The organism is Pseudoalteromonas sp. R86517 (genome assembly GCF_042466295.1).
Taxonomy (GTDB): Bacteria; Pseudomonadota; Gammaproteobacteria; order Enterobacterales; family Alteromonadaceae; genus Pseudoalteromonas; species Pseudoalteromonas atlantica.
This window is the reverse complement of the sequence record NZ_JAXHCB010000001.1, coordinates 1196680-1221923: the sequence shown is the minus strand read 5'-3', so window position 1 is coordinate 1221923 and position 25244 is coordinate 1196680. Positions and strand designations below refer to the sequence as shown.

Genomic DNA, 25244 nt, shown 5'->3' with positions numbered 1-25244 from the left:
CTCTCTTTCAAACAACAATTATGCATGGGTAATACACACACATACGAAACCCCATTATACCTAAGCCACTATATAAACGCGAATAACTCCCTGTGTGTAACCCTTTAAGGGCCGCGCTTTGCTAAAAAATGCTAAAGTGGCTGCTTGCGATAAATATATTATCCACCAGCTCAGGTTATGTACTTGTTCATTCGCAATTTATTAGGGCATGGGTATACTGAGCTTATACCGTGTATAACAATGTTTTGTGAGTAAGCAGTATGGATAAGCAATGGCAAAGCCGAATAATAGAACAGTATAAAAATCGTCCTAACGATAATCGCTCCCCCTGGCAGGTAGACCGCTCTCGTATAATTCATGCCGCAGCTTTTAGGCGCTTACAAGCAAAAACCCAAATTATGGGGATAGGCTTAAACGACTTTTATCGCACACGCTTAACGCATTCTTTGGAGGTATCGCAAATTGGTACCGGCATATTACGGCATTTAAAAGCACAGCACAGCGATTTTGAACACTTCCCCTCTACCGGTTTATTAGAAACCTTATGTTTAGCCCACGATATAGGCCATCCCCCGTTTGGCCATGGCGGCGAAATTGCCTTAAATTATATGATGCGTGAGCACGGTGGATTTGAAGGCAACGCACAAACATTGCGTATAGTCGCTAAACTTGAGCCTTACTCTAACGGCCACGGCATGAACCTAACGCGCCGCACGTTGCTTGGCTTTATTAAATATCCCGCATTTATAGACGATTTATGGCACACCATTCCGAAGGTAAATAACACACGCTCATTTATAAAAGCAGATGATTGGCGCCCCGCTAAAGGCTTATACAAAGACGATGCACAAATATTTAAATGGATCATTGCCCCTTTAAGCGACAACGACAAAGCGCTATTAACTAGCCATGCACCAATAGATCAGTACCGTGCAAAAACCCGTTATAAATCGTTAGATAGCGCCATAATGGAACATGCCGATGACATAGCATATGCAGTGCACGACCTAGAAGATGCCATAGCCACTAAAGTGCTCACACTAGATGATTGGCAAACACACGCATTACCCCACTTAAACGCGCTTAATTACGATTGGTTAAACACTAAATTAGACTCGCTTACCCAACGCTTATTTTCAAAAAACGATTTTGAGCGTAAAGACGCCATTGGCGAGCTGGTAAATATGTTTATTATTCATATTCATTTAGATGTTCAGCATGGTGATTTTGAGTGCCCTATTTTAAAGTACACTGCAAAGCTAGACCCACAGTACGAGCACGTTTTACAAATACTCAAGCATTTTGTATTTAATCGCTTAATACGCGACCCTGAAATGCAGCAAATAGAGTTTAAAGGTCAAAACTTACTGATTGAATTATTTACCGCTTTTGCCAGTGACCCTCTGCGTTTATTACCCGAAACAACGCAAGCGCTTTATCTAGACGCTGAAAAACAAAACCAAGGGATGCGCATAATATGCGACTACCTAAGCGGCATGAGCGATGAGTACGCCTATAAAACCTATCAGCGTTTATTCTCACCAGTACAATAAAAAGCCAAGAGCACATCCTGCTAAGCGTTTGGTTAAAGGAAGAGCCTGTGTAAGGGGTTATTGCAAATAAATAGGCGTGAGCAAAAGCCGTTATCGAGTCCACTCGGTTACAAACCTTGCGCCGCAGTTAAATAACCTCTTGTTTGCAAAAATTTTTCCTGCAAAATCTAGCAGGTCCTTGTATATTTAATAAACTATAAAAATAAGAGCATTGACTATGAACACACCACACACTTTTAACTCCTTTAAAGCGTTTTACCCGTATTACTTAAAAGAGCACCGCAATGTAACCTGCAGAAGACTTCACTTTATTGGCAGCACGCTGGTACTTGCTGTCATCTTTATTGCATTAATCAAGCAGCAATATAGCTTGCTGTGGTTATTACCGATTATTGGCTACGGATTTGCTTGGATTGGGCATTTCTTTTTTGAAAAAAACCGCCCCGCCACTTTTAAGCACCCCCTTTATAGCTTATGGGGAGATTGGGTCATGTTTAAAGATATACTTACCGGTAAAATAAAATTTTAATTTTTATATTATTTTATTATAAAAATCACTCGCAACCTTTTTAAACGCTATACAAATTCCAGCTTAAATAATCTGCTCTTTATATGTTAATTTATTTAACATATAAAAGGTGGGTTATACACTTAATTTAAAAAAACACTGAGTAACAGCCGTTATTAAAGGCGTACACACTGCTCTTACCTGTTAACTAAAAGTAAACCTCATTATTGCCAATTATTTTAAGCTCCATCAGTTACTTACAAAACCTAGCCTATTTATAGCTTTTACCTCATTTAGTTTTATTAATTAAACCTTGTAACTATATATCCTTTAATTTTAATTGAATGTTATTCAATTGACTCATTTTGTTAATGCGGTTTATGTTCTCAAAGCAGCTCCATTAAAAAGTAGCGGCTGTAAAAACAAAAATTTTTAAATCAATGGGTGATCAGATGAGGATTAACAACATGAATAAAAGCCTACCGTTTAGGTTAAATAACTTAAAAGTGAGTACAGCAGTGGCTGTGGGTGCATCGCTTTCGCTATTTGGTGCGTTTAGTGCACACGCGGCACAGCAAACACCTCAAGCACAAGAAGATATAGAGCAAATTAGCGTTATAGGCTCACGCCGTTTAGGGCGCACAGTTGAAGACAGCGCCGTACCTATTGATATTATTGGCGCTGAGGCGCTTACCAGTTCAGGCCTTACTGAAACAAACGCGCTACTGAGCAATTTGTTACCAAGTTTTAACTTTCCACAGGCATCGCTTACCGATGGCAGCGACCATGTACGCCCTGCACAACTACGTGGTTTAGCACCCGATCATACCTTAGTGCTGGTTAATGGGAAGCGTCGTCATAGTAGCGCACTGCTTAATTTAAATGGTTCAACGGGCCGTGGCTCATCTTCTGTAGATTTAAATGCAATACCAGCTAATGCTATTGAACGCATTGAAGTTTTACGTGATGGCGCTGCGGCGCAATACGGCTCTGATGCTATAGCGGGTGTGATTAATATTGTACTTAAAAGCGCAAGCAGCGGCGGCTCCCTTGCTGCTATTTATGGGGCTAATATCACCGAGATGGATGGTGTGCCTCAGCTTGAATCGGTATCTGAGGGTAGCGATGGCAACCTAGCATTTACCGAAGGCGGCGATCGCTCTTTAACCGATGGGCAAACGCTCACTTTGCAAGGTAATATTGGTTTAGAGCTTGGTGATAATGGCTTTTTAAACATTTCGACTGAATACCGCGACCGCCACTCAACTAACCGTGCCGATTACGATCAACGCGAAAACTACGACCGATTAGAAGATGGCTCGCTCGACCCCCGCGAGTTTACAGTTAACCGTTATAACCATAACTTTGGTAATGGGGATGTAGAAGACCTATCGGTTTTTTATAATGCAGGTTATCAATTAACAAACGATATCGATTTATATTCGTTTGGCTCTTACAGCAAACGTGAAGGTGAAGGCGCTGGTTTTTATAGACGCGCAAGCGATAGCCGTAATATAGAAGAAATATACCCCGACGGTTTTTTACCTGTGATCACCTCAGATATAAACGACTACTCACTCGCGTTAGGTGTTAAAGGCTTTATAAGTGATTGGAACTACGATGTATCGGCTGTGTATGGTGAAGATGCATTTGAATTTGGTGTAACCAATAGTTTAAATACCTCATACGGCCCAACAAGCCAAACACGCTTTGATGCAGGTACGCTGACATACGATCAACTTACTTTAAATGTTGATTTAAGCCGCGAAGTGGATGTCAGCTTTTTAGAAAGCGCGGTAAGTGTTGCCATTGGGGCTGAGTACCGCACAGAAGGCTATCAAATAGAAGCTGGCGAAGAAGCCTCATACGCACAAGGCTCATTTGGCCCAGGTGGCGTAGTCACAGGCGAAGATGGCCCATTTGGTGCAGCAGGTGCGCAAGTATTTCCAGGCTTTACCCCCGAATCAGAAGGTGACAACAGCCGCCATAATGTAAGCTTTTACATAGACTTAGAAACCTACCTGACAGATGATTGGAATATAGCTGTGGCAGCCCGTTATGAGGATTACTCAGATTTTGGCGATACACTTAACGGCAAAATTGCAACGCGCTATTCGTTAACCGAAGATTTAGCCATACGCGCTTCAGCCTCAACAGGATTTAGAGCACCTTCATTACAACAGCAATATTTTACTTCGGTTGCTACCGTATTTGTTGATAGCGTTCCGACCGAAACCGGCACCTTTGCACCAAGCAGCGATGTAGCCAAAGCGCTTGGCTCACCGGGCCTTGATGCCGAAGAAGCCACTAACTACGGGGTTGGCTTTACTTGGTCTACCGATTTTAATTTCAGCTTATCGGTTGATTACTATCAAATACTAATTGATGACCGTATTGTTTTATCTAACAATTTATCGGGCGCAGCAATAGAAGAGTTACTAGCAGGTACGGGCGCTAACCAAGGCCGCTTTTTCTTAAACGCTATAGATAGTAAAACGCGTGGTGTTGATGTGGTTGCCTCGTACAACTTAATCACCGATGGCTATGGCGATATTGCCTTTAACTTAGGCTATAACTACGGCAAAAATGAAGTCACTGATATTATTGACCCGCCCGCTGAACTACAAGGTGCTGGGTTTGATCAAGACAACTTGTTCTCAGGTACAGAGCTGCGCCGCTTTGAAGTAAGCACCCCGCGCAATAAATACAATTTAAGTGCTACATGGACCCATGATGCGCTGCGTACCACACTTAGAACTACGCGTTATGGTGAAACCCAAGACCCTTCATCAACGCCTGAGCTAAACGAGGTATTAAAGCCTAAGTGGATCACTGATTTAGATGTAGCCTATGCCGCTACCGATAACCTAACGCTTAGTTTAGGTGCCAATAACATTTTTGATGTATACCCAGATCCTACCCGCGAAAATGTAGAAGAAGTCTCTACTTTTTCTCGCTTGTTTGCTTATTCGAGCTTTTCGCCTTACGGATTTAATGGCCGTTACGTGTATGGCAAAATAGAAATGAAGTTTTAAGCGCTATACATTTCAAAAAGTACTCAAAAACACAAAAGCCACCTAGTCGGTGGCTTTTTACTGCGAACTGCTCAAATCAATTAGATTTTAGTTAACCAGCCGTGTTTGTCTTCACTTTTACCCCATTGAATATCGTTCAATGCTTGGCGTAATCGCGCTGTTGTAGGACCTGGCTCGCCACTGCCTACTTTGTATTCTTTATCGTTATGAATAAACGTGCCTACCGGCGTTAACACCGCAGCAGTGCCTGAAAGCGCAGCTTCTGTGCCTGGCTTTGCAGCACGCTCTAAAAGCTCGGTAACGCTAAAGTTACGCTCGCTTACTGTCATGCCTAAGTCTTTTGCAATGGTTAAAATGCTATTACGGGTTACGCCATGTAAAAACGTGCTATCAAGCGCTTTGGTAATAATTTCGTTACCATCAATAAGAATAAAGTTAGCTGCACCTGTTTCTTGTACGTCGCCGCCAGGGCAAAACAAGATTTGATCGGCTTGGTATTTTTCGCGTGCTGCGCTAATTGGTGCAAGTGCACTGGCGTAGTTACCGCCACTTTTTACCATGCCCATGTGCGGGGCACAGCGCATGCCATCTTCTTCAAGTAATACACGCAGTGCAGTAGCGCCGCCGGTAAAGTAATCGCCAACTGGCGATAAAAGTGTATATAACAACGAGCTCATTGACGGTGCAGCCGCTTTACCAATGGCAGCCTCTGTTCCTATGTGAGTTGGGCGAATGTACATAGAGCCTGGTGGTAATGGCGTTTCATCAGCATACTCTTTAACAATCTCGATAATCATGTCTTTTAGCATTTGACCGTCAAAGCTTGGTAAGCTTAATAACGCAGAGCTTTGCTGCATACGCGCAATGTTTGCATCTATTCTAAAAATATAAATAGAGCCATCTTCGTGGCGAAAAGCTTTTAAGCCTTCAAAACACGTGCTTGAATAATGAAGGACGTGCGCGCCCGCATGAAGTTCAAGTTTATCGGAAGGGACGATTGAGCTTTCGCTCCATTGGTTATCAGAAAAACGAGCTTGAATCATCTGCGGCATAAACACGGTACCGAATGCGGCCATTTTAATCTCTCTTGTGTGGTCTATTTTTCTCCATTGTATGACATTCATGCATCATTTAACCATAGCAAAACTGAGGCTTTTTTAATTATCAAAAAGAAATTTTTGCAACTGCTGTTTATAAATTGGCCATATTGCTAAGCACATACAAAAAAGCCGATTAATGCACCTTCATTAATCGGCTTTTTAAAGGCACATTATTTATTTAAACGAGTACCTAATTTATTTAAACGAGTACCTAATAATACGTTTTAATACCGAGCTGTACTGTTTATAAAAACCACCTGTATGATAATCAATACCGTGTTTTTGCATAACGGCTTGCACTTGCGGGGCCACTTCTTGATAGCGAGAGGACGGCATATCAGGAAATAAGTGATGCTCAATTTGGCAACTTAAATGCCCAGTTAAAACATGAAACCAGTGCGGGCCTTTAATATTTGATGAGCCTAAAACTTGGCGATAGTACCACTGCCCTTGCGTTTCGTTTATGCAGTCTTCTTCTTTAAAGGTTTCGGTGTCCTCGGTAAAGTGGCCACAAAAAATAATGGTTGAGGTCCATAAATTACGGATTAAATTTGCCAGTAAGTTGCCTGCTAATACCCATAAAAACAAAGGGCCTGCCAATAAAGGAAATATCACATAATCTTTTATTAATTGGCGCGCACCTTTACTAAAAAAGCGCTGTTTTAGGGTAGAATGCGATACACCCCCTTCGCGGTTTTCTTTCTTTTTACCTATAAACACACGTTCCGCTGCCAGTTCGTGATACGACACACCCCACTGAAACAGCACACTTAAATTTATATATGTAATAAACTGCCACACATTTTTTAAGCGCCATTTAAAATCATTGCTTAAACGTAATAACCCATAACCAAAGTCTCTGTCTTTACCAATAATATTAGTGTAGGTGTGGTGCTCAAAGTTATGAACGCGATGCCAACTTTGACCATCGCAAGCAATATCCCATTCGTAGTGTTGCGAGTTAAGCTGCTTGTCGTTCATCCAATCGTATTGGCCGTGCATAACATTGTGGCCAATTTCCATGTTGTCTAAAATTTTTGCCAGCGCTAATAACAGTACACCCGCAACCCATAAAAGTGGCTGAATAAAGCCCAGCATAAGTAAAATACGGCCACTCCACTCACATAGCCGCTGCTTTTTAACAACCGAGCGAATGTAGTTTGCATCTTGTTGCCCGACTTTGCCTAGCGTATCCATTTTTATGCTATCTAAATCGTGGGCTAACTGATCAAAGTTTATGTTTTTCATAGCTGTAACTCCAAGTCGCTAACAGGTTGACTTACACACAGTTGAATTAACTGCTCGCCGTTATCACTCAACTCACCAGTTTTTAAATTACGCACCACGCCTGACTTTTTAATGCACTGGCACTGGTGGCAAATACCAATGCCACACCCGCGTTTAACCGGTAATTGTTTTGCTTCAAACTGTGCTAACAATGCGTTATTAGCATTTACGACATGAGCGCTGCTATTAATCTGTACGTTAAACAGGCTGTCGTCATTTTGGCTTGGCAGCGTTAAACCAAATGCCTCTTGGTAGTAATTTAAATGGTGTTTTTTAGCAAAGTCACACACCATTTTCATAAAGTTTGCAGGCCCACAGCAGTATATATCTGGGTTTTCCCATACATTTACATGGCGAGTAATATCATCTGATTGCTCGCGTGTGAGCAGTAAAAACGAAAAATGCGAAAACTGGTTTGCTAATGCGCTTAGCTCGTCTACACATTGGTGTGCAGCAGCTTTGGCATAATATATCAGCGATACTTTTTGTGTGGTATGTTTTAAATGCTCACTAATCATGGCAAGCATAGGTGTAATACCCGAGCCGCCCGCTATAAACGTTGCATTGTTTTGGGTGTTTTTATAAACAAAGTCGCCACTAGGTGCTGAAATATTGCACCACTCACCGACTCGTAAAGCACTACTTAAAAGGCTTGTAAAACGCCCTTGCTCATTAGTTTTAATTAATAAACGCACCAACCCCGTTTTTTTAAATTGCTCAGGGCTTGAGGCAACCGTAAACACACGTGTTAATAAACGCCCGTTTATTTCTACCGTTAAACTAATATGTTGGCCAGCAATGTGTGCCTGCCAGTGCTGAGTAGGCTTTAAGGTAATACTTAAAAAATCACCATTGTGCTGCGTCAGCTCTTCTATTTTTGCTCTATAAAGACCAGCACGCCACGCAGGCTTAACCATTTGCATAATGGGCTCAATGTAGCCTGCAAAGCTTTGATGGTGTAAAAACCACTTCGAAAATTGGTCTAATACTTTAGTAATCATCACTATTAATCTCTTGGATATTAAATATTGAATTTGAACTTACATGTGTACGCTCAAACTTCAGCGCACAAGTGTACGCCCAAAAAAATTAATTTCAATAGTATTAGAGTAAATATTCAGTTTTTTTAGCGCAATTTTTACGCAGCTCTCTAATTTAAAACGCTGTACTAAAGCCTCAATTAAGGTGTAATAAATAGCTGTTTAAAATATTAAAACCAGCCATACAGCACTTCGGGTAAACTCTTTATGATTGAAATATATATAGTTTTTATTAAAGCGCTACATTTAGCAAAATCATCAGCAACATGCTAATGTAGGTATTACTTGCTTATTTATTGGACAGGGATATGACTGCGTTTATACCTACAAAAACGATTGCTAAAACATTATCAACGGCGTTTATAGCTGTACTCGTTTCAACGCCGGTGGCAGCTGTAGATTACAAAGCCCTTGATGTATTACCGCTCAATGTAAAGGCCGTCAGTGTGACTAAAGGGGTAACTATCCCCTGGGCTATTGAGCCGTTAAGTAATGGTGATTTACTTATAACCGAGCGAAGCGGCACACTTTATTTACTGCCTAAAAACTCAGCTAACTTAACTAAGCTCTCGGGTTTGCCAAAAATTGATGCCAACGGGCAAGGCGGTTTACTAGATTTAGCCCTACATAGCGACGCAAACGATAGCCAATGGCTTTACATAACTTACTCAAGTACCCACGGCGCTAAAAGTGGCAGTAATACAGCCCTAATGCGCGCCAAGCTTAGTGACGATCGCACTGAACTTTTAAGCACACAATTACTATACAAAGGTGAGCATAACAGCACAAAAGGCCAGCACTACGGAAGCCGTATTGTGTTTGATAACCAAGGGTATGTTTACTTTTCGATTGGCGATCGCGGCTCGCGCGATAAAAACCCACAAGACTTAACCCGTGATGGTGGTAAAATTTATCGCTTACACGATGATGGCCGTATTCCTAAAGATAACCCGTTTGTAAATCAAAAAAGCGTTAAACACGCTATTTGGTCTTACGGACACCGTAACCCGCAAGGCATGTGGTTTGATAACCAAAATAATATTTTATGGTCTCACGAACACGGCCCACGTGGCGGCGATGAGCTAAACATAATTAAAGCGGGCGCTAATTATGGCTGGCCGGTGGTTAGTTATGGAGTTAATTACAGCGGTACGTCGTTTACCGACATACAAGAAAAAGACGGCATGCAATCGCCCGTACTGCATTGGACCCCCTCCATTGCCCCTTCTGACATGTTATTGGTTAGCAGCGATAAGTACCCGCAATTAAAAGGTAAGCTTTTGCTATCGTCTATGAAGTTTTCGTTTTTAAGTGCACTGGAAATATCTAACAAAGGTGTTTCAAAGCAATATAAAATTTTAGAAGGAATAGGCCGCGTTCGCAGCTTAGCACAAGGCAGTGATGGCTATATTTACTTAGGCATTGACGGACAAGGAATTAAACGCCTTGAGCCTGAGCTATAAAACCGTTAGTAACCGCAGCATAGCAAATAATGCGTTTACCTTGTTTTTATATAACAAGGTAAACGCCCTCCGGCTAAAAGAACTATTTAGCTCTTTGTAGCGTATGGTAATGCTAGGGCGTGTTGATCTTTGATGGTTGAATTTGCAGCAGTATGTTTGGTTTTTAGGCAAGGCAGAGCCTATGAAGTGTGGTTACTCCCCATAAATAGGCGATAACGCAGCATAAATGCCAAACATGCGCTGCCCTTCGGGTTCTGCCTAGGGGCGATAAACTCTTTGTTGCCTACATGGATGTAGGTAAGGGGCGTGAGCAGGACGCGGAAGCTTTGCTTGGTTTTTACTTAGCCCACTAGGTTACAAACCTCGCGCCGCGATTTAATCGCCCTAGATTGAACAAATTTCAATCCGCAAAGATCAACACGCCCTAATACTTTTATAAAACTAAGGAGCCACATGTTTTCACTATTTAAATCAGACCCGACAAAAAAATTACGTAAAGAGTACGATGCAAAGCTTGAGCAAGGCATGCAAGCACAGCGTAAAGGCGACATTAAAAGCTACGCCATGTTAAGCGCAGAAGCCGAAAAAATCTGGAGTGAAATAGAAGCGCTTGAAGCAAAAAAGCCAGATAATACCAATCGTGCTAAGTAATTAGACATTTATAGCGACGGATAAATAGAGTGATAACAAGGCATAAATTTCGACATGTAGTTGTTCTACATGAAAAATTTATAACGCAGTTAACGCTTTATTTAGCACGCGAGAAAGGCTAAATATTTAAGTCGATTGGTATAAATATCGTGTCTGTACTGTTTTAAAAGTAGAAAGACGCGTTTAGTAAATAATTCATCACCTCGTTTTATAGCCTCCACCAGCCAAAAACCACCTTTTATAATAGGCTTGCATAAACAAATGTACTTAAAGCGGTTACTTATATTTTCGATGCATTTTTTATTGGAGGTTAAATGATTAAAAAAGGGGTTTGGATGTCATTTTAAATCTTTAACTGCTGTATTTGCTTACTGCGCAGGCGTTTTACCTCCTAAGTCAGAAAATAAGGACAATTTCCTCTTTTCCACCTGCCATAAAAAGAACACCCCGCCTTAAAGTTTAATACTCGCAATGTGTTACAAGATTTGTTATTAATATTAAAAATAATTAAGAGGACGTACATTGCTCATAAAAAGAGGAAAGTGTCCTCTGATAAAGCTGTTAGCCGTATGAGCACTGTAGCTTCTGCATCATATTCATCAACTAGAGAATGTTTCATGACAAGTGTAAATTCTGAAAGGCACGTATTTTCGTTTGAAGGTGGAGATCAGTTAACCACGATTGGAGCTACCTTCTTAGTTTCGTATCTGTTTCATCAATATATTGATTCAACTCATAAGAATTGGGAAAAAATAAAAACGAAAAATTCAAGAGTTAGCACCATTAACCGATCAGAGAATTATCATCGTAATTGGCTTAATCACATAGGTAGCATGAGCGATGCTAATCTAAATAGAAATACTTTAGATCTTGATGCTCCAGTTGTAAAAAAAATGGCACTTGAAATCCAGCAACATTTATCGAAATAATACGCCTAACAAGGGTTTTCAAGTCGGACAAATTATAGTTGGCTTTTTGTTCGTTCTTCACTTATTTTAGCCAACTGAAATTTGCCGCTTAAAACGGCGTTATATCCCAAAAGGAGTACGGTTTTGAATTTTAAGTTTATATTACCCTTTTCTGTATTATTGGCAGGTTGCCAAATAACTAAAGATATTGAATACAGTTCACTTCAAACCAATAGCGCATCATGCCAAATCCCAGTATCAAGCCTTGAAATAAACTCTCCAAAAAAAGGTGAGAATGTATTTAAATTTGAAGATATTGTTAATGCTAATGTAGCTTCTGGAGGCTCGTTCATTTCAATGAGTAATGTTAAGCGTGCAGATTTCAATTACATTCTAACTCAGGACTCTGCTCCAGACCTAAAGAACCAATTGATTGATATTTACCCTGAAACAGGTAAAGAAAAAGCACAATCAGATATAAAGTTTAATTACTATTTAACTAGCTCATCTACAATGGAAAATGAAGTTGCTCTAGTAATTAACGCCTCTTTCGACTTTGCTGGCTCAACCAAGAACTATCAATCCTCTACTAAGGGTAAATATTCAACTTTCCCTGTAACTTACCCTAATCAAGAGTTTTTAAATAAATTATTAAGTAACGGTATCAATGATATTAAAAAACAGATTTGTACATCGGTGTAAATGGCTTATAACAAGTCATTTCAGCAGGTCAAATTACAGTTGGCTTTTGCTTCTGCGTCGCTATTTTAGCCAAAAATTATCTGCCTCTGAATGAGGCATTATGTGTATGAATGAGGTTATGCGAGCCGAAATTTACTGAGTGTGAATTTGAGAATAAATTATTAAGTCAGTGCTGTGAAGATCAGAAATTAGCAGTTGTTATTTATTATAAAACACAATCCAACGCTCTTAAATGGATGAATACAAATATGTCTGCACTAGGAAATCATACACCTTTAAAAAGCATCACATCTCAACCTAATAAGTAAAAATCAGTTTTAATGTCAATGGCTTATTAGTTCCATACAACTTGCTTACATAGACATTGCCCTTCCCCAATTTACTATACCTCTTTAGTATTTCCCTCATACACATTTGCAGGATTAATTTGCATTAGCAGTGCTGGATTATCTATCGGTTTAAACCCGTATTGCGCATAAAGGCCATGGGCATCAGAAGTGGCTAATAAAAAGCGCCTGAGCCCTTGCAGCTCAGGGTGTTCTACAATCGTTTTAACCAATAACTTGCACAGACCATTACCTTGCAAATCTGGGATAATAAATACATCAGCCAAATAGGCAAAGGTGGCGTTGTCGGTTACTACGCGGGCAAAACCCACTTGCTCGTTATCAGCGCTGTAAACACCAAAGCACATTGAGTTATCAATCGCTTTTTGCATAACGCTATTAGGTATTCCTTTAGCCCAATAGCTATTAGCAATAAAGTTATAAATAACGTTAAAGTTAAGCTTGCTTTTATCTGTGCTTACCGTGAAATTATGGGTATTTATAGTCATAATTTATTGTCTTTTAATCATAAAATTTGAATCAATAATCTTTAACATTTTTTAACTGTTTATCATGTACTTTTGAAAGCAGCAATATCGAGCAAATAGCGCCAAATAAGGCAATTCCCATATCAGATTGAGTATCCCATACGTACCCTTGCGTACCTAAAAATGCTTCTGAGTTTTCACCGCTTAACACTGCAACCCACCACTCTATTAGTTCGTAAAAAGCACTAAACGCTAAACATATCGATACAACAAACACATTTAGCCAGCCTTTACCATTTACTACGTTTTTACGTAGTAATATTTCACGCGCTAATAATGCAGGCACGAACCCTTGAAAAAAGTGCCCTACTTTATCGTAGTTGTTACGCTCACTGCCAAATAAGTTATCAAACCAAGGGACTTCGGCGTAGGTGTAATGCCCGCCAACCATTAGCACAATACAATGCGCTAATATAAAGCCATATAAAATGGGGGTGAGTTTAAAATGCTTATAGCTGCTTGCCATAAGCACTAAACCAATTATTGCGGGGATAACTTCAAGCAGCCAAGTAAACTGATCTTTTGGGTTAATTCCGGACCAAGTTAATACAATAAAAAACAGGCCAAGCCATAAATACTTCATTTAGAATCCTTGTCTAAATTGATTAAATTTACAGCATTTTATATCTCTAAATCGCCCGATGCTACCGATAGTTTGTTTTAGCGGTTAATCGATTAAATAAGCTAGGAAAAAACCGTTTAATGGTCGGTGCCCAGCCGCTTAAGCCTTTGCCAACAATCACTTCGTCTTTTTTATTATGAATTGCGAGGATCATTTTTTTAGCAGCTAGGCTTACATCCATGCCATTTTCTATTGAGTGCTCTGGCTTGTTTTGCGCTATGCCTTGCTCGTTTAACGAATTATGTGCAATGGCGGTTTTAATAGAGCCAGGGCAAATAGTTAAGCAATGAATATTATGCTCTGCAAGCTCTGCACGCAGGCAATCCATAAAGCCCACTACCGCATATTTAGAGCCTGAATAGCCCGTTCTAAATTTAGAGCCTACTATACCTGCAACGCTACTAATAGAGACAATTGAACCGCTTTGCCTTGCTACCATAGTAGGCGCTACCGCCTTGGTAAGTGCAATGAGGCCAAAATAGTTAACTTCCATCAACTGGCGGTAAACATTAAAGTCGTTTTCTAAAAATAGGCTGCGCTGCGACACCCCGCCGTTATTAATTAAAATATCGATAGCAGGTAATGTACTCATTAAATCAGTAACTTGAGCCAATACAGCTTCAGGCGCTGACAAATCAAGAGGCACAATAATGTGGCCATCGCCATGTAAGCTTTGTTTTAGTTCGTTAAGTTTATCAACGCTTCTGGCTGATAAAATAACCTTGGCACCCAGTGCTGCAAACTGTATTACGAGCTCTTTGCCAATACCTGATGATGCGCCGGTGATCCATACGGTTTTATTGTTGTATTGCATGGGTTATTTGCCTTTATTATTTTATCCGCTGCTAATAGCAATCGTGTTAAGTTTTATACGTTTATAACGACATATATATGATTTATAACGCGGTTAACGCTTTATTTAGTACACTCGAATAACTAAATATTTAAGCCGCTTAGCGTTATGCTTTGGTAGGGCCTGCTATGGCGTTAACTTCATGCTCTAGCGATTTATAAAGCCCCATTAAAAATAAAAACTCAACGGTTACATACAACGGGCCAATAATTAAGCCAATTAAATCATCTACAAACGCAGGCTTTTTACCCTCATAGTAATGGCCAATAAACTGCAGCACCCATCCAAATACAAACACGCCCACACCAATACTTAACCAAGGCCAAAAAGCCATAGCAGCGATTGGCTGGGCTGCTAAAAGCAATAAGGTAAACAGTACACCCATTATTAAGCCAAGTGACACGCTCAGCATTAAGTAATACACCACGCTTGCAAAAACAAAAAGCTGCGCGCCATCAATAAGCAGGCTACCAATGGGTATTTGAATACGCGCTAACAAGCACAGCACCGCAAATACAATAAGCGGAATGCCAAAAAAATGAGTTAAAACATTGCGTTTAGAGCGATGGTACAAACCGTATGTACCAAGCTGTTGCTGTAGAGTTTTCATGTGTGTGCCTTTTATTGTGTTTTTTTACACTATATCAGGCTTTTAAAATATCACTCTGTCGGGTAACCGACATTTACTGATTACAAAGTAGCTCTAAAGCAGATTGGTTTAAAATGGTCACTTTGTTATAGCCGACCTCAATGAGTTGCTGCTTTGCTAATTTTTTTAGAATTTGATTGGCGGTTTGCCGTGTAAGGTAAGTCATATCAGCCAATTGTTGCTGAGACAAAGTAAACGTATGGCCATTACTATGCGCTAAATGCGCACACAATATAAGCAAGCGTTTTGCAACGCGCTGCTCGGCACTTAATAGTGCGTGATCTTCCATGCTAGTAAACATAACCCGCAATTTTTGTGCAAGGAGTAACCCAAAGTCTTGCCAATAATGCGGGTATTGTTTTAACAGTTGCTCAAGTGCGCGTTGCCCAATAAAACACAGTGTTACATCGGTTTGCGCATAAACATCGTGGGTGCGCATTCCGCGGTCAAATAAAGTGACTTCGCCAAACCACAGCGAGGCATCAACAAAGCTTAAAACAGCTTCTTTACCATTATTACTTACCCCACTAATACGCACCACACCACTTAATACAGCATAAATACCGTCGTGTTTATCACCTCGTAAAAAAAGAGATTGGTGCGCGCTAAGGCTTAAAGTTTTTGCGTGGCTTAGTAAAAACTGTTTTAAGTGTGCATCACGCTTAGAAAACCACTGCCCTTGTTCAATAATGTTACAATGTGCTTTACTTAATCCATTCATTGCATTGTGTTTATATGTGGTTGAAGCTCTATTGCCAACGACTTAGGCAAGTCTAAATTACTGGCAATAACAAAGTCGTTATACGCTTCATTACCAGAGAAAAACTCCGCAATAAGCGTTTTATTTTTATATACGTTCACTGAAACACCACTGCCCATACCACCAGCATTAATAATGTAGTAATAGTAATTGCCTTTGTTAAAAAACAAAATACTTTCGCCTACTTTCCCTATTTGACGATAGTAGCTACCAAATGGCTGCGCGGCAGTGGCCGTATACTCTAGGCCAATTTTTTGCTCAGTGCCATAACGATAAGTAATAGCTGAGTTATCATTGGCCACACACACAGACAAAATATTATCAGTGGGCTTTAGTGTATAAGTCACTTTTGCGGTTGGGTTGCGTATAACCTTTTGCATTTTTGCATTTATATATGCTGTTTCACCACGTTTACAGTGACTTGGTACAATTCCCTCTATTAGGCCTTCTACAACAAGGTGCTTTTGCTCAATAGCAGTAGCCGGTAAATTAGCGTTTTCGTTTTTAGCCACTAATGGCGTTTTACTGCTACTAAATAAACTCACTTCCTCATCGCAACCATTTAAAAAGAGTACGGGAATACAATAGCAAAAAGAGATCAATTTGAAACTCATACTAATTCCATCTAATACAACTTAACCTTAAAATAGCGGCAAAATTAAGCACTAGCAACCATTAAAAATGGTAAGTTTTATAAATCTTTTTTTTAACCATGTTATGCAAATATTGCTTTACTATTTAGTGACTTATTTAATGTTTATTTACACATTAATTGGTTTATTTACGAACAATTCATAAACCAATTATTACCCGTATGTCTATTTTCAATATAGGGACAATAAGCCCTCTTTTTAAAATACTTAAACACAATAATTGCGAATAAATGTTGGCTTTATTAATACAAATTCGCTTGGTTAGGTAATCTATTTTAGATAGGAGGCGTGTTGAATTTTAGGCAAAAATTACATTGTTGAGCTTTCTTTAGCAGAACACTTTAACGTCGCAAGGTTTGCTTTGGGCTCTTTAGTATTAGCTAGAAAAGTTAGCGCATGCCTTTTAAAGGCATGCGCGGTAAATAATAAAGCGCTGCGACTCCTGAGCTAAGGCTAACCTAATCAGATGAAGAATCGTTTTCTTCACGCTTATATATGTAGGTTTGCTGCGTTTTAAAGCCAAAGCCTAATGTATCACTGTCATTTACAAGTTTAACTTTACCATCAACAACAGTTAGCCCTGGGCCGTTAATTTCAGGCGGTTTGATAGGGTTTACTGCACCTTCACCAGTAAGGCTCGGGCCGATTAAATAAAACTGGCTTACTTGGCTCACAGGTATTGTTTCTTCGTACTCGTAGCCACCGCCTGGGGTACCGTCATCTGGGTCACCATCATCAGGTGTTGGCACATCACATAATCCATTATTATTAGCATCTATACATGAGTCGCCTTCACCAAAATACAACTGAGCGGTATCGGGTACATCGTAGCTGGTAGTAAATTTAAGTTGGTCGTACACTTTTGTGCCATAGTGCAAATGAAAAGCGTACATTGCACCACCGCCCCCTGTTAAAGAGCACTGATTTTTATCAGACTCTAGTGCAGGTGTAAACGATGTATAATAAGCTACGCCTCCTACTACGGTGGCTGCAGCCAATGATTTTTCACCATTACTTAGCTCATATCGCCACCCTTTAAAGCCTGCTAAATCAGCTTCAAGTTCTACAAACTCATCTACATTATCTAGTGCATTGCCAAATGGGTCGTCATTCATAAGCATTAAATCACTTGGCACTATGGGCTCTGGCGTATTTTGTGAATCGAAGGTTTTAGTTACGGTTTGTTCATCGCGAATCATGTAAAGATGATCTTGCTCATTGGTTGCAAGCGGATTTGAGCGATTACCACTTCCTATAACGATTGCATCGTAAGGCGTATCTAATCGTGTGGTTATTTCTTCACCGCCATAGCTCGTTTTGCTCACTTTACTAAACATAGTACGTGCCACTAGTGGCTTGTAAAAAAAGCGTCGGTCTTGCGTTGCTAATGAACTGCCAAGCTCTGCTAATTTGTAATGAGAAAAACTATTTTTGTCAGAGCCTGGCATATCCACACGCCAAATATTACCCCCCGTATCGGTGGCATATAAACGGTCAATGTAACCATCATAATCTGAGTCAAGCGTTGCTATATCAGCAGCTATACTGTGCTTACCTTGGAAATTATTATCATCAGGCGTTAACGCCCATACTCTTTCACCGGTTTTAGCCTTAACAATGTAAATGCCCGCGCCTGATTCATCCTCGCTACGAATCGCGTTGTCTTTGTTTGTATCGTATCCGCCACCAAATACCAGTAAAGGCTCATCTCCAAACGCTTTAATATAGGCTATTTGTGGTTTTGACCAGGTTTGAGCTAGGTATTCAAACCCATCTGAGCCGCCTACAATAGGCTTACTCCAAAGCTGTTTTGGTTTATCTGGTGAGCTAATATCAAGTGCATAATAGTTTTTACCCCCACGGCGCATACCAGCAAATGCCCATACTTCATCACCTTTAGTGGCATCTATTACTCCGTCATTTAAGCCGTCACTGTTTAAACTTTTATTGTTAAAAAACACACTAATAGGCCCATCCATACCATACACTTTAGTATTGGCTTGATTTGTACGAAGTGCAGGTATGTTTTTTAACAGCTCAGCAGGCATAAACGCCCACTCCTCTTCAATGCTGTTACCTTTATCGTTAAACATGTGCAAAAAGCCAGCATTAGTGCCCACTAAAATACGTATGTTGCCATCACCATAATCAATAGATACCGGCTTAGAATGCAAAGGATCACCAAAAATATTGGCACGCTGATCTACTGATGAGCTATCGCTATCTTCGTTATCTACATCCATGCCTCTTGCCCAATTAATATCATTGCGCGAGATAGCAATATTAGTACCCGGTATGATGCCACCTATGGCGTCTGACACTATATTTAAAATTTCTTTAACTCTATCAAAGGTAAAATCAACAATACTACCGTCCGAATCTATATACAGTTTGCGGCTTTGTGAGTCTAAGCTTGAAAGTAAGTAGTTTACGCCGCCTTGTGCGACTAAATTACCATCGGCCGGTTTATTTGAAGGTAGCCAAAACGTGCGAGCGTCTTCTTTAATTAAGCCGTCATCACCTATTGCCTCACGGCCTGTGGAGTCAACTATGTTAGAGCCCGACATAACTAATTTTTTTAAATTGCCGCCCCAACGAGCCCCGGTCTCAGGATAGAACATAGCAAAATAAATTGCTTCTCGGCTGCGGGTTTGGTCAACGTTATTACTGGCAACCGTAGGCGATGAAAAGCTATCGTTTACTTCGCGTATTCTAGAAATAGTATTATTTAATGCTTCAGAGAGCTCTGCTGAGGTATCTGCGTGAAGGTACTCGCCACCACCTAGTTCAGCAGTTTTTTCAAGAAGCGTTTTACCTTTGCTACTCATGCCACTACCAAAACCAATAGTAAATACGCGGCCTGTGTCTGCTACTTCCGGTGTGTCTTCGTAAAGATCTATTTCAACGTCTTGTGTACCATGAATTATTTGCGCTAATGCTGCTAAATAACTATTACTTGTTTTGCTGGGGTTATAACCAAATTTTTGCTTGTATAAATCTTTAATATCGTCATTACGGTTATTATCCTGAGTAGGGTCGCCGTCGGTCATTAATATTAAATTTATAGAATTATCACAGCGCTCTTGCGAACCATATGCCTGTCTAAACGGCGATATATAATCAGGGGGCGTTAAAGGGTTGTCATTGGTCTCTACACTAAAGTCACGTTGATTGGTATTTTGTCCATACCAAACGGTTTGGCCTGTCATATAAAGGTAGGCTTCCCATAAGGTTTCTGTAACGGGGGTGTTTCCGCTAGCAGGTAGCTTTTCAATTTGGCCTAAAATAGTGTCATGTGATGAGCCTAAACCAGCCATAATATAACCACCGTTGTTACCATTAAAACGCATTAAACCAAAGTCAATGGCGCTATTATCATTAACCAGTTGGGTCATGGCATCTTTAGCTGCATCTATTTTTTTAGGTCCGTTGTAAGGAAGCTTACTTCCCATACTTCCGGAGGTATCAAATACAATCACAACACGGGGGTTTTCATCGGTTTCTACGTTATGGTTTACGTATAGCTCTATATCTTCGGCGGTTACAGAGAGGCTAACAGTTACTGCAAAAAAAGATGCAACAATGCGATTGAAGGTAAGTTTCATTTTAAATCCTTTTATCTGCGCTAAAATCACGCAGTTCCATTAAAAGTGCAGTTACTTATTTATTTTTAGTTTTAATTAGGAAAATGCACAAAACAGCTAAATGCCATTAAACATAAACTTATTTACAAAGATTAATATTAACTGAATTTGCTATATTTTAAGTACTTTAATGAAAATAGGCGCAAATATAAAGAAATTTAATACCCTTAGAGCATTTTATATACGCATCGCCATTAGTAAAATATCCCGTTTTTAAAAACAATTAACCCTGCAATTCTCGGTTAACCTTACTTGCAATGGTGTTATTACCATATTTTAAGTTTAAAACCCCCTATTAAAATAAGTATTTAAGTGAGAACACACGTTAAACCTGCTTAAAAATTAACAACTCACATTGGTTAATTTCAAAAATTAAAACTAAAAAGCCCCCGCGAGTTTATAAACTCGCGGGGGCTTTTTAAGTGCTAAGTAATAAATTTATAAAGATAAATCTTCTTTAGCACGCGTTAAATTATGAGATACCAGTGAGTTTTTAGAGATTTGATACGCTTCGTATAAATCTGAAAGGCCTGCGGTGTCTTTTTTGGCCATCATGCGGGCTACACCACGGTTACTTAACGCAAACGATGTAAGTTCGCGTACTTTTAAACGTGGGCCACGGCTTTCTTTTAATAAGGCAATTGCTTGTGTACAAATGGCTTCAGCTTCTGTGTAGTTTTTAGATTCTACATTAAGTGCACAGCTATTAAATGGCTGTTCAAACTCCGGCGCTGCTGTTACAGAATCTTCAATAACCATTAATTTGTAGTCACTTTGATCAGCCATTGCAGCTGAGCAAGTTAATAATGAGCCAAGAGCGATGGTTTTTAAAAGTGTACGTTTCATGATTATCTTCCTGTTTGGTTAGTCGTGCTTGTTGCCGACAACGTAACTTTAGATAAATCCTCTCCCCCCGACAAACGATAAAAACAAACCTAATAAGTGAGAAAAACTAACTTATAGACTTTAGTCTAATGCCTACTTTAAATAGCGTTTCTTTCACTCTCAAAAAATACAGCAAAAACAAGTGAGTTAACTACTTTGTCAGCTAATCAGTAAAGGCCCATCCATACATAAAACTGAGTTAGTTAGCAGTTAACTTTTTATGTGGGTTTAAAAAAACATCTTTTTCCACCCTTGGCTTTGTGTTGTAAAAAGCCACGGCATAGGCATAAGCGATAATATAGAATAATGCACATGAGGTTGCTTTCCTGCGGCATTACCGGTATCACCCAGTAAGCCAATTTGACTGTTTATGCTAACTACATCCCCTGCACTTACATTGTAGTCATTTAAATGTGCAAAATAATGCACTCGCCATTTTGCACCAAGTACCGCAACCACTTTGCCTCCTCGGTTTAGTTCACCTGAAAAAATAACAATACCGCTTGTTGCAGCAACCACAGGGGTGTTTTTAGCGCCAAAAATATCAATTCCTTTATGTACACCCGAGCGCCCCCACGGCTCATACCAAAACGTATTGTGGTTCCAATCTTTACTTGTAGCGCCTTGCACAGGAATTATTAGCTTCTCAGGAATGAGTAAACCCACTATTAATAAAATTATAACTGCGCCCAAAGTCCACTTTAGTAGTTTCAATGCATTACCTTTGCTGTGAATAGTCATTAAATTATTAATTACAATATCTGAACGCCTAGTGAGTATTGTTAGAACGAAACACTTTTTTAACGTGAACTAAACTCATTAATTTTAATACAGGTTTTATTATTAATTGCGCACTGCCAGCTATAAAAAGCCAGGTACCGCTTTCAACTAATGACTCATTTAAAAAGAAAAAGCTACCAATTAAAAACCACACCGCAATTAAAAAATCGTTAACTGCGCCTAATGCTTCATAACGGCGTTGGATAGTAATATGCTCTTGTCCTAAGTCTAAATTAAGCTGATTTTTGCTGGAGCCCATCAATACTACTCACTCTTTTTACTGTGTAATTAAAAAAACTGTTTTCACTAGCATCTAATACCAATTCGCTTAATTAAGTATTATTACGCATTGGTATAGGCTTATCTGCATAATACAATAGCAAAAAACACATAATAAAAAACGCTGGCTGATATATCAGCCAGCGTTTTTATTGGTGTAGAGTCTTTATAGCCAAAAACTCACTATTGCTTGTATATTTAATTGTTTATTTTTGGTCTTTTTCTAAACGTTTTTTAAGACTTAAAGCCGCATCTGCCGCTAATAACATTTCCAAAAATAAAGCTTTCTAAAACGGGCTTTCTCGCTTTTAAATTTACATGTGAGTTTTATAAAAAAATTTTATTACACGCACAAAAAAGCCCCTACCAAATATAAATCGGTAGGGACTTTTTTGTGACTCTCGCTAATTAAATTGCTTTATAAGGCAAGCTCTTCTTTAGCGCGAGTTAAGTTATGAGACACTAATGTGTTTTCAGAGATTTGTACTGCTTCGTATAAATCAGCTAATGCTGCTGTATCGTTATGCGCTTTTAAACGTGCAACGCCACGGTTGCTTAAAGCGTACGATGTAAGCTGGCGTACTTTAAATTTAGGGCCTTGTGCATCTTTTAATAGTGCAATGGCTTTAGTACAAATTTCTTCAGCTTGAGCGTAATTTTTAGATTTAACGTTAAGTGCACAGCTATTGAATGACTCTTCAAGTGGCAATGGAGCAGTAGCGGTTTTGATAACCATTAGTTTGTAGTCACTTGAATCAGCCATTACAGCTGCTGAGCAAGTTAGTAATGAGCCAAGAGCGATGGTTTTTAAAAGTGTACGTTTCATGGTTTGTCTTTCCTAATTAAGTTAGTCGCGCTTGTTGCCGACAACTGAACTTTAGAGTAATAGCTCAGCGCCGACAAACGAGAAAAACAAACTCAATAAGTGAAGAAAATTAACCTATAGACTTTAGTCTAATATACGTACAAATTTAAATGTTTAACAGCGTGTAAACCAGCGTAATTACTGCTTGTTTTGAAAAAGGTTTTAAAACGAATCTTATGCTGTAGCTACGCAAACAAGCCAGCGAAATGTACAAAAATCAGTCTTTATAATTTATTTTGTTTTTATGCTTTTGGCGACTTTTCCTACGCTCAAGCCTTGCACTAAAATTGAAAAAACCACCACTGCATAAGTTAAAGCCAATAATATATTACGCTGCGCTCCATCAGGGAGCTGCAACACCAGTGCCACCGAAATACCGCCACGTAACCCTCCCCAGGTTAACACTTTCCATGCACCGCTGGGCAGCTCGAGCTGTTTATTAAAAATAGTTGTTGTTAGGCCAACCACAATAAGACGTGCGCATAGCGCAATTAAAATGGTTAAAACGCCCGCCACCAGCAAATTAGCTGAGTACACAATCATTACCACTTCAAGGCCAATTAGCACAAATAAAATGGCATTTAAAATTTCATCAATTAGCTCCCAAAACAAATCAACATAGTGGCGTGTTTTATCACTCATGGCTAAATTACGGCCATGATTACCCACCATTAATCCCACCATAACCATCGCAAGTGGCCCCGATAAGTGCCAGTGACTCGCCAATGCATAACCGCCTATAACACCCGCTAGCGTAAGTAATACTTCTTCTTGGTAGCTATCTATTGCTTTTAATAAATAATTTAAAGCACCGCCCAATATTAAACCAAATATTATACCGCCCCCCGCTTCAACAGCGAGTGTATGAGCCACTGAGTATGTAGTTGGCATATCACCACTGGTTAAAATTCCTAATAAAAGCGCAAATACCACCACGCCTATACCATCATTAAATAGCGACTCCCCCGCTATTACGGTTTCAATACTTTTAGGCGCACCAGCAGAGCGTAAAATACCCATCACCGCTATCGGATCGGTTGGCGAAATCAACGCACCAAATAATAAACACCATATAAACGATAAATTAAATCCCAATAAAGGCACTACTACATATAACGCTGTAGCAATAATCACTGTTGAAACTAGCGTACCCACACACGCTAAAATACCTATGGGTAATTTATAACGTCTTAAGTCACTTACATTAACGTGCAGCGCCCCAGCAAAAAGCAGCATTGAGAGCATGCCATCGAGCAATACATGAGTAAAATTGAGTTGATCAAGTAGGCTTACTTCGTAATCAATAAGTTCATCAAACCCTAAAAAGCCCAAAAATATGGTCGCAATAGACACTAAAAGCGAAATAACCATCACCCCAATGGTGGTTGGCAGGCCAATAAACCGATGATTTATATAAGCAAGTAATGCGGTTATAGATAAAAAAATCGCGCTAATTTCAAATATGCTCAACGTACTGGTGACATCCATAATCTAGCTCTCTTAAATTTAAAGCCTAATAGGTAGTTTCCACTTTTATGATTTGCACTTTTTAACCGTGCAACGCAAAAAGCCCATGTTAAGAATAAACCTAACATGGGCTTTTTATACACTGGCTTAATTAAAGCATGTTTAGTGTTTTTTTATAGCGCAAGCTCTTCTTTAGCAAGTGTTAAATTATGCGATACCATTGTACTGTTAGACATTTGCACTGCCTCGTACAAATCAGCAATGGCTGCGGTGTCATTATTTGATTTTAAGCGCGCAACACCTCGGTTACTTAACGCGAATGACGTAAGTTGGCGTACTTTAAATTTAGGGCCGTCTGCATCTTTTAAAAGTGCGATTGCTTTTGTACAAATTGCTTCAGCTTCAGCATAGTTTTTTGACTTAACATTCAGTGCGCAACTATTAAACGACTGCTCAATTGGCTGCGGTGCAGTCGCTTGTTCGATAACCATTAATTTGTAGTCACTTGTATCAGCCATTACAGCAGCTGAGCAAGTTAATAAAGAGCCAAGAGCGATGGTTTTGATAAGTGAGCTTTTCATGATTATATTCCTGTTGAGTTAGTCGTGCTTGTTGCCGACAATTCAACTTTAGAGAATTAACACAAAACCGACAAACGATTAAAAC

The 25244-nt window shown here is 39.6% G+C and carries 22 protein-coding genes and 1 pseudogene; 7 read left to right on the top strand and 16 right to left on the bottom strand.

The window, feature by feature from the left end; translation table 11 throughout:
* Window positions 1-260 precede the first annotated feature (260 nt).
* The 3 genes from SJY38_RS05445 (at window position 261) to SJY38_RS05435 (ending at window position 5096) form a co-directional block, all read left to right on the top strand.
* Window positions 261-1553 carry an anti-phage deoxyguanosine triphosphatase gene (locus tag SJY38_RS05445; RefSeq protein ID WP_286744142.1) on the top strand — a complete coding sequence of 431 codons (1293 nt, stop codon included), beginning with the start codon at window positions 261-263 and terminating at the stop codon, window positions 1551-1553.
* A gap of 217 nt (window positions 1554-1770) precedes the next feature.
* Window positions 1771-2082 (top strand): DUF962 domain-containing protein, encoded by a 312-nt coding sequence (locus tag SJY38_RS05440; RefSeq protein ID WP_273604528.1) that lies wholly within the window; start codon window positions 1771-1773, stop codon window positions 2080-2082.
* 446 nt (window positions 2083-2528) lie between these two features.
* Window positions 2529-5096 (top strand): TonB-dependent siderophore receptor, encoded by a 2568-nt coding sequence (locus tag SJY38_RS05435; RefSeq protein WP_286744146.1) that lies wholly within the window; start codon window positions 2529-2531, stop codon window positions 5094-5096.
* An 80-nt stretch (window positions 5097-5176) separates the two neighbouring features.
* Here SJY38_RS05435 and SJY38_RS05430 read toward each other — a convergent pair whose 3' ends face one another.
* The 3 genes from SJY38_RS05430 to SJY38_RS05420 form a co-directional block, all read right to left on the bottom strand.
* On the bottom strand, window positions 5177-6220 hold the full coding sequence (locus tag SJY38_RS05430) for a branched-chain amino acid aminotransferase (protein WP_083901793.1): 1044 nt from the start codon (window positions 6218-6220) through the stop codon (window positions 5177-5179).
* A 171-nt stretch (window positions 6221-6391) separates the two neighbouring features.
* Window positions 6392-7444, bottom strand: coding sequence for an acyl-CoA desaturase (locus SJY38_RS05425; RefSeq protein WP_286744148.1), 1053 nt, complete (start codon window positions 7442-7444; stop codon window positions 6392-6394).
* Window positions 7441-8484 carry a flavin reductase family protein gene (locus tag SJY38_RS05420; protein WP_286744150.1) on the bottom strand — a complete coding sequence of 348 codons (1044 nt, stop codon included), beginning with the start codon at window positions 8482-8484 and terminating at the stop codon, window positions 7441-7443. The genes SJY38_RS05425 and SJY38_RS05420 overlap by 4 nt, the downstream gene beginning before the upstream one ends.
* Window positions 8485-8831: 347 nt before the next feature.
* On the opposite strand from SJY38_RS05420, the gene SJY38_RS05415 reads away from it, so the two are divergent.
* The 4 genes from SJY38_RS05415 (at window position 8832) to SJY38_RS05400 (ending at window position 12247) form a co-directional block, all read left to right on the top strand.
* On the top strand, window positions 8832-9986 hold the full coding sequence (locus SJY38_RS05415) for a PQQ-dependent sugar dehydrogenase (RefSeq protein WP_286744151.1): 1155 nt from the start codon (window positions 8832-8834) through the stop codon (window positions 9984-9986).
* Between the two features lie 453 nt (window positions 9987-10439).
* Window positions 10440-10637, top strand: a complete 198-nt coding sequence (locus SJY38_RS05410) for a DUF6435 family protein (protein ID WP_286745383.1) — start codon at window positions 10440-10442, stop codon at window positions 10635-10637.
* Between the two features lie 617 nt (window positions 10638-11254).
* Entirely contained in the window at window positions 11255-11566 is a 312-nt protein-coding gene (locus SJY38_RS05405; RefSeq protein WP_288422427.1) for a hypothetical protein, read from the top strand.
* Between the two features lie 123 nt (window positions 11567-11689).
* The gene (locus tag SJY38_RS05400) at window positions 11690-12247 is read left to right on the top strand and encodes a hypothetical protein (protein ID WP_377109374.1); all 558 of its coding nucleotides are present in this window, start codon (window positions 11690-11692) and stop codon (window positions 12245-12247) included.
* A 382-nt stretch (window positions 12248-12629) separates the two neighbouring features.
* Here the strand turns inward: SJY38_RS05400 and SJY38_RS05395 are convergent, their stop codons facing one another.
* The 13 genes and pseudogenes from SJY38_RS05395 to SJY38_RS05335 form a co-directional block, all read right to left on the bottom strand.
* Window positions 12630-13082, bottom strand: coding sequence for a GNAT family N-acetyltransferase (locus SJY38_RS05395; RefSeq protein ID WP_286745374.1), 453 nt, complete (start codon window positions 13080-13082; stop codon window positions 12630-12632).
* 31 nt (window positions 13083-13113) lie between these two features.
* The gene (locus tag SJY38_RS05390; protein WP_286745372.1) at window positions 13114-13704 is read right to left on the bottom strand and encodes a DUF2238 domain-containing protein; all 591 of its coding nucleotides are present in this window, start codon (window positions 13702-13704) and stop codon (window positions 13114-13116) included.
* A 61-nt stretch (window positions 13705-13765) separates the two neighbouring features.
* Complete coding sequence (locus SJY38_RS05385; RefSeq protein WP_377109373.1) at window positions 13766-14557, bottom strand: SDR family oxidoreductase; 792 nt, start codon at window positions 14555-14557, stop codon at window positions 13766-13768.
* 145 nt (window positions 14558-14702) lie between these two features.
* The gene (locus SJY38_RS05380; protein ID WP_096739468.1) at window positions 14703-15206 is read right to left on the bottom strand and encodes a DUF962 domain-containing protein; all 504 of its coding nucleotides are present in this window, start codon (window positions 15204-15206) and stop codon (window positions 14703-14705) included.
* Window positions 15207-15279: 73 nt separating this feature from the next.
* Window positions 15280-15966: a Crp/Fnr family transcriptional regulator gene (locus SJY38_RS05375; RefSeq protein WP_024033419.1), complete on the bottom strand. Its 687-nt coding sequence runs from the start codon at window positions 15964-15966 to the stop codon at window positions 15280-15282.
* Window positions 15963-16619 carry a hypothetical protein gene (locus SJY38_RS05370; RefSeq protein ID WP_286745366.1) on the bottom strand — a complete coding sequence of 219 codons (657 nt, stop codon included), beginning with the start codon at window positions 16617-16619 and terminating at the stop codon, window positions 15963-15965. Before SJY38_RS05370 ends, SJY38_RS05375 begins: the two co-directional genes overlap by 4 nt.
* A 497-nt stretch (window positions 16620-17116) precedes the next feature.
* Complete coding sequence (locus SJY38_RS05365; RefSeq protein ID WP_286743374.1) at window positions 17117-20263, bottom strand: pilus assembly protein; 3147 nt, start codon at window positions 20261-20263, stop codon at window positions 17117-17119.
* Between the two features lie 477 nt (window positions 20264-20740).
* Window positions 20741-21148, bottom strand: a complete 408-nt coding sequence (locus SJY38_RS05360; protein WP_377109372.1) for a hypothetical protein — start codon at window positions 21146-21148, stop codon at window positions 20741-20743.
* A gap of 238 nt (window positions 21149-21386) precedes the next feature.
* Window positions 21387-21901, bottom strand: a pseudogene (locus SJY38_RS05355) (M23 family metallopeptidase).
* Window positions 21902-21956: 55 nt separating this feature from the next.
* A complete protein-coding gene (locus SJY38_RS05350) occupies window positions 21957-22226 on the bottom strand; it encodes a YrhK family protein (RefSeq protein WP_004587206.1) in 270 nt (89 codons plus the stop codon).
* Between the two features lie 438 nt (window positions 22227-22664).
* A complete protein-coding gene (locus SJY38_RS05345; protein WP_004587203.1) occupies window positions 22665-23072 on the bottom strand; it encodes a hypothetical protein in 408 nt (135 codons plus the stop codon).
* 270 nt (window positions 23073-23342) lie between these two features.
* A complete protein-coding gene (locus SJY38_RS05340; protein WP_377109371.1) occupies window positions 23343-24599 on the bottom strand; it encodes a cation:proton antiporter in 1257 nt (418 codons plus the stop codon).
* 152 nt (window positions 24600-24751) lie between these two features.
* Window positions 24752-25159, bottom strand: coding sequence for a hypothetical protein (locus SJY38_RS05335; protein WP_248442100.1), 408 nt, complete (start codon window positions 25157-25159; stop codon window positions 24752-24754).
* Window positions 25160-25244: the final 85 nt, after the last annotated feature.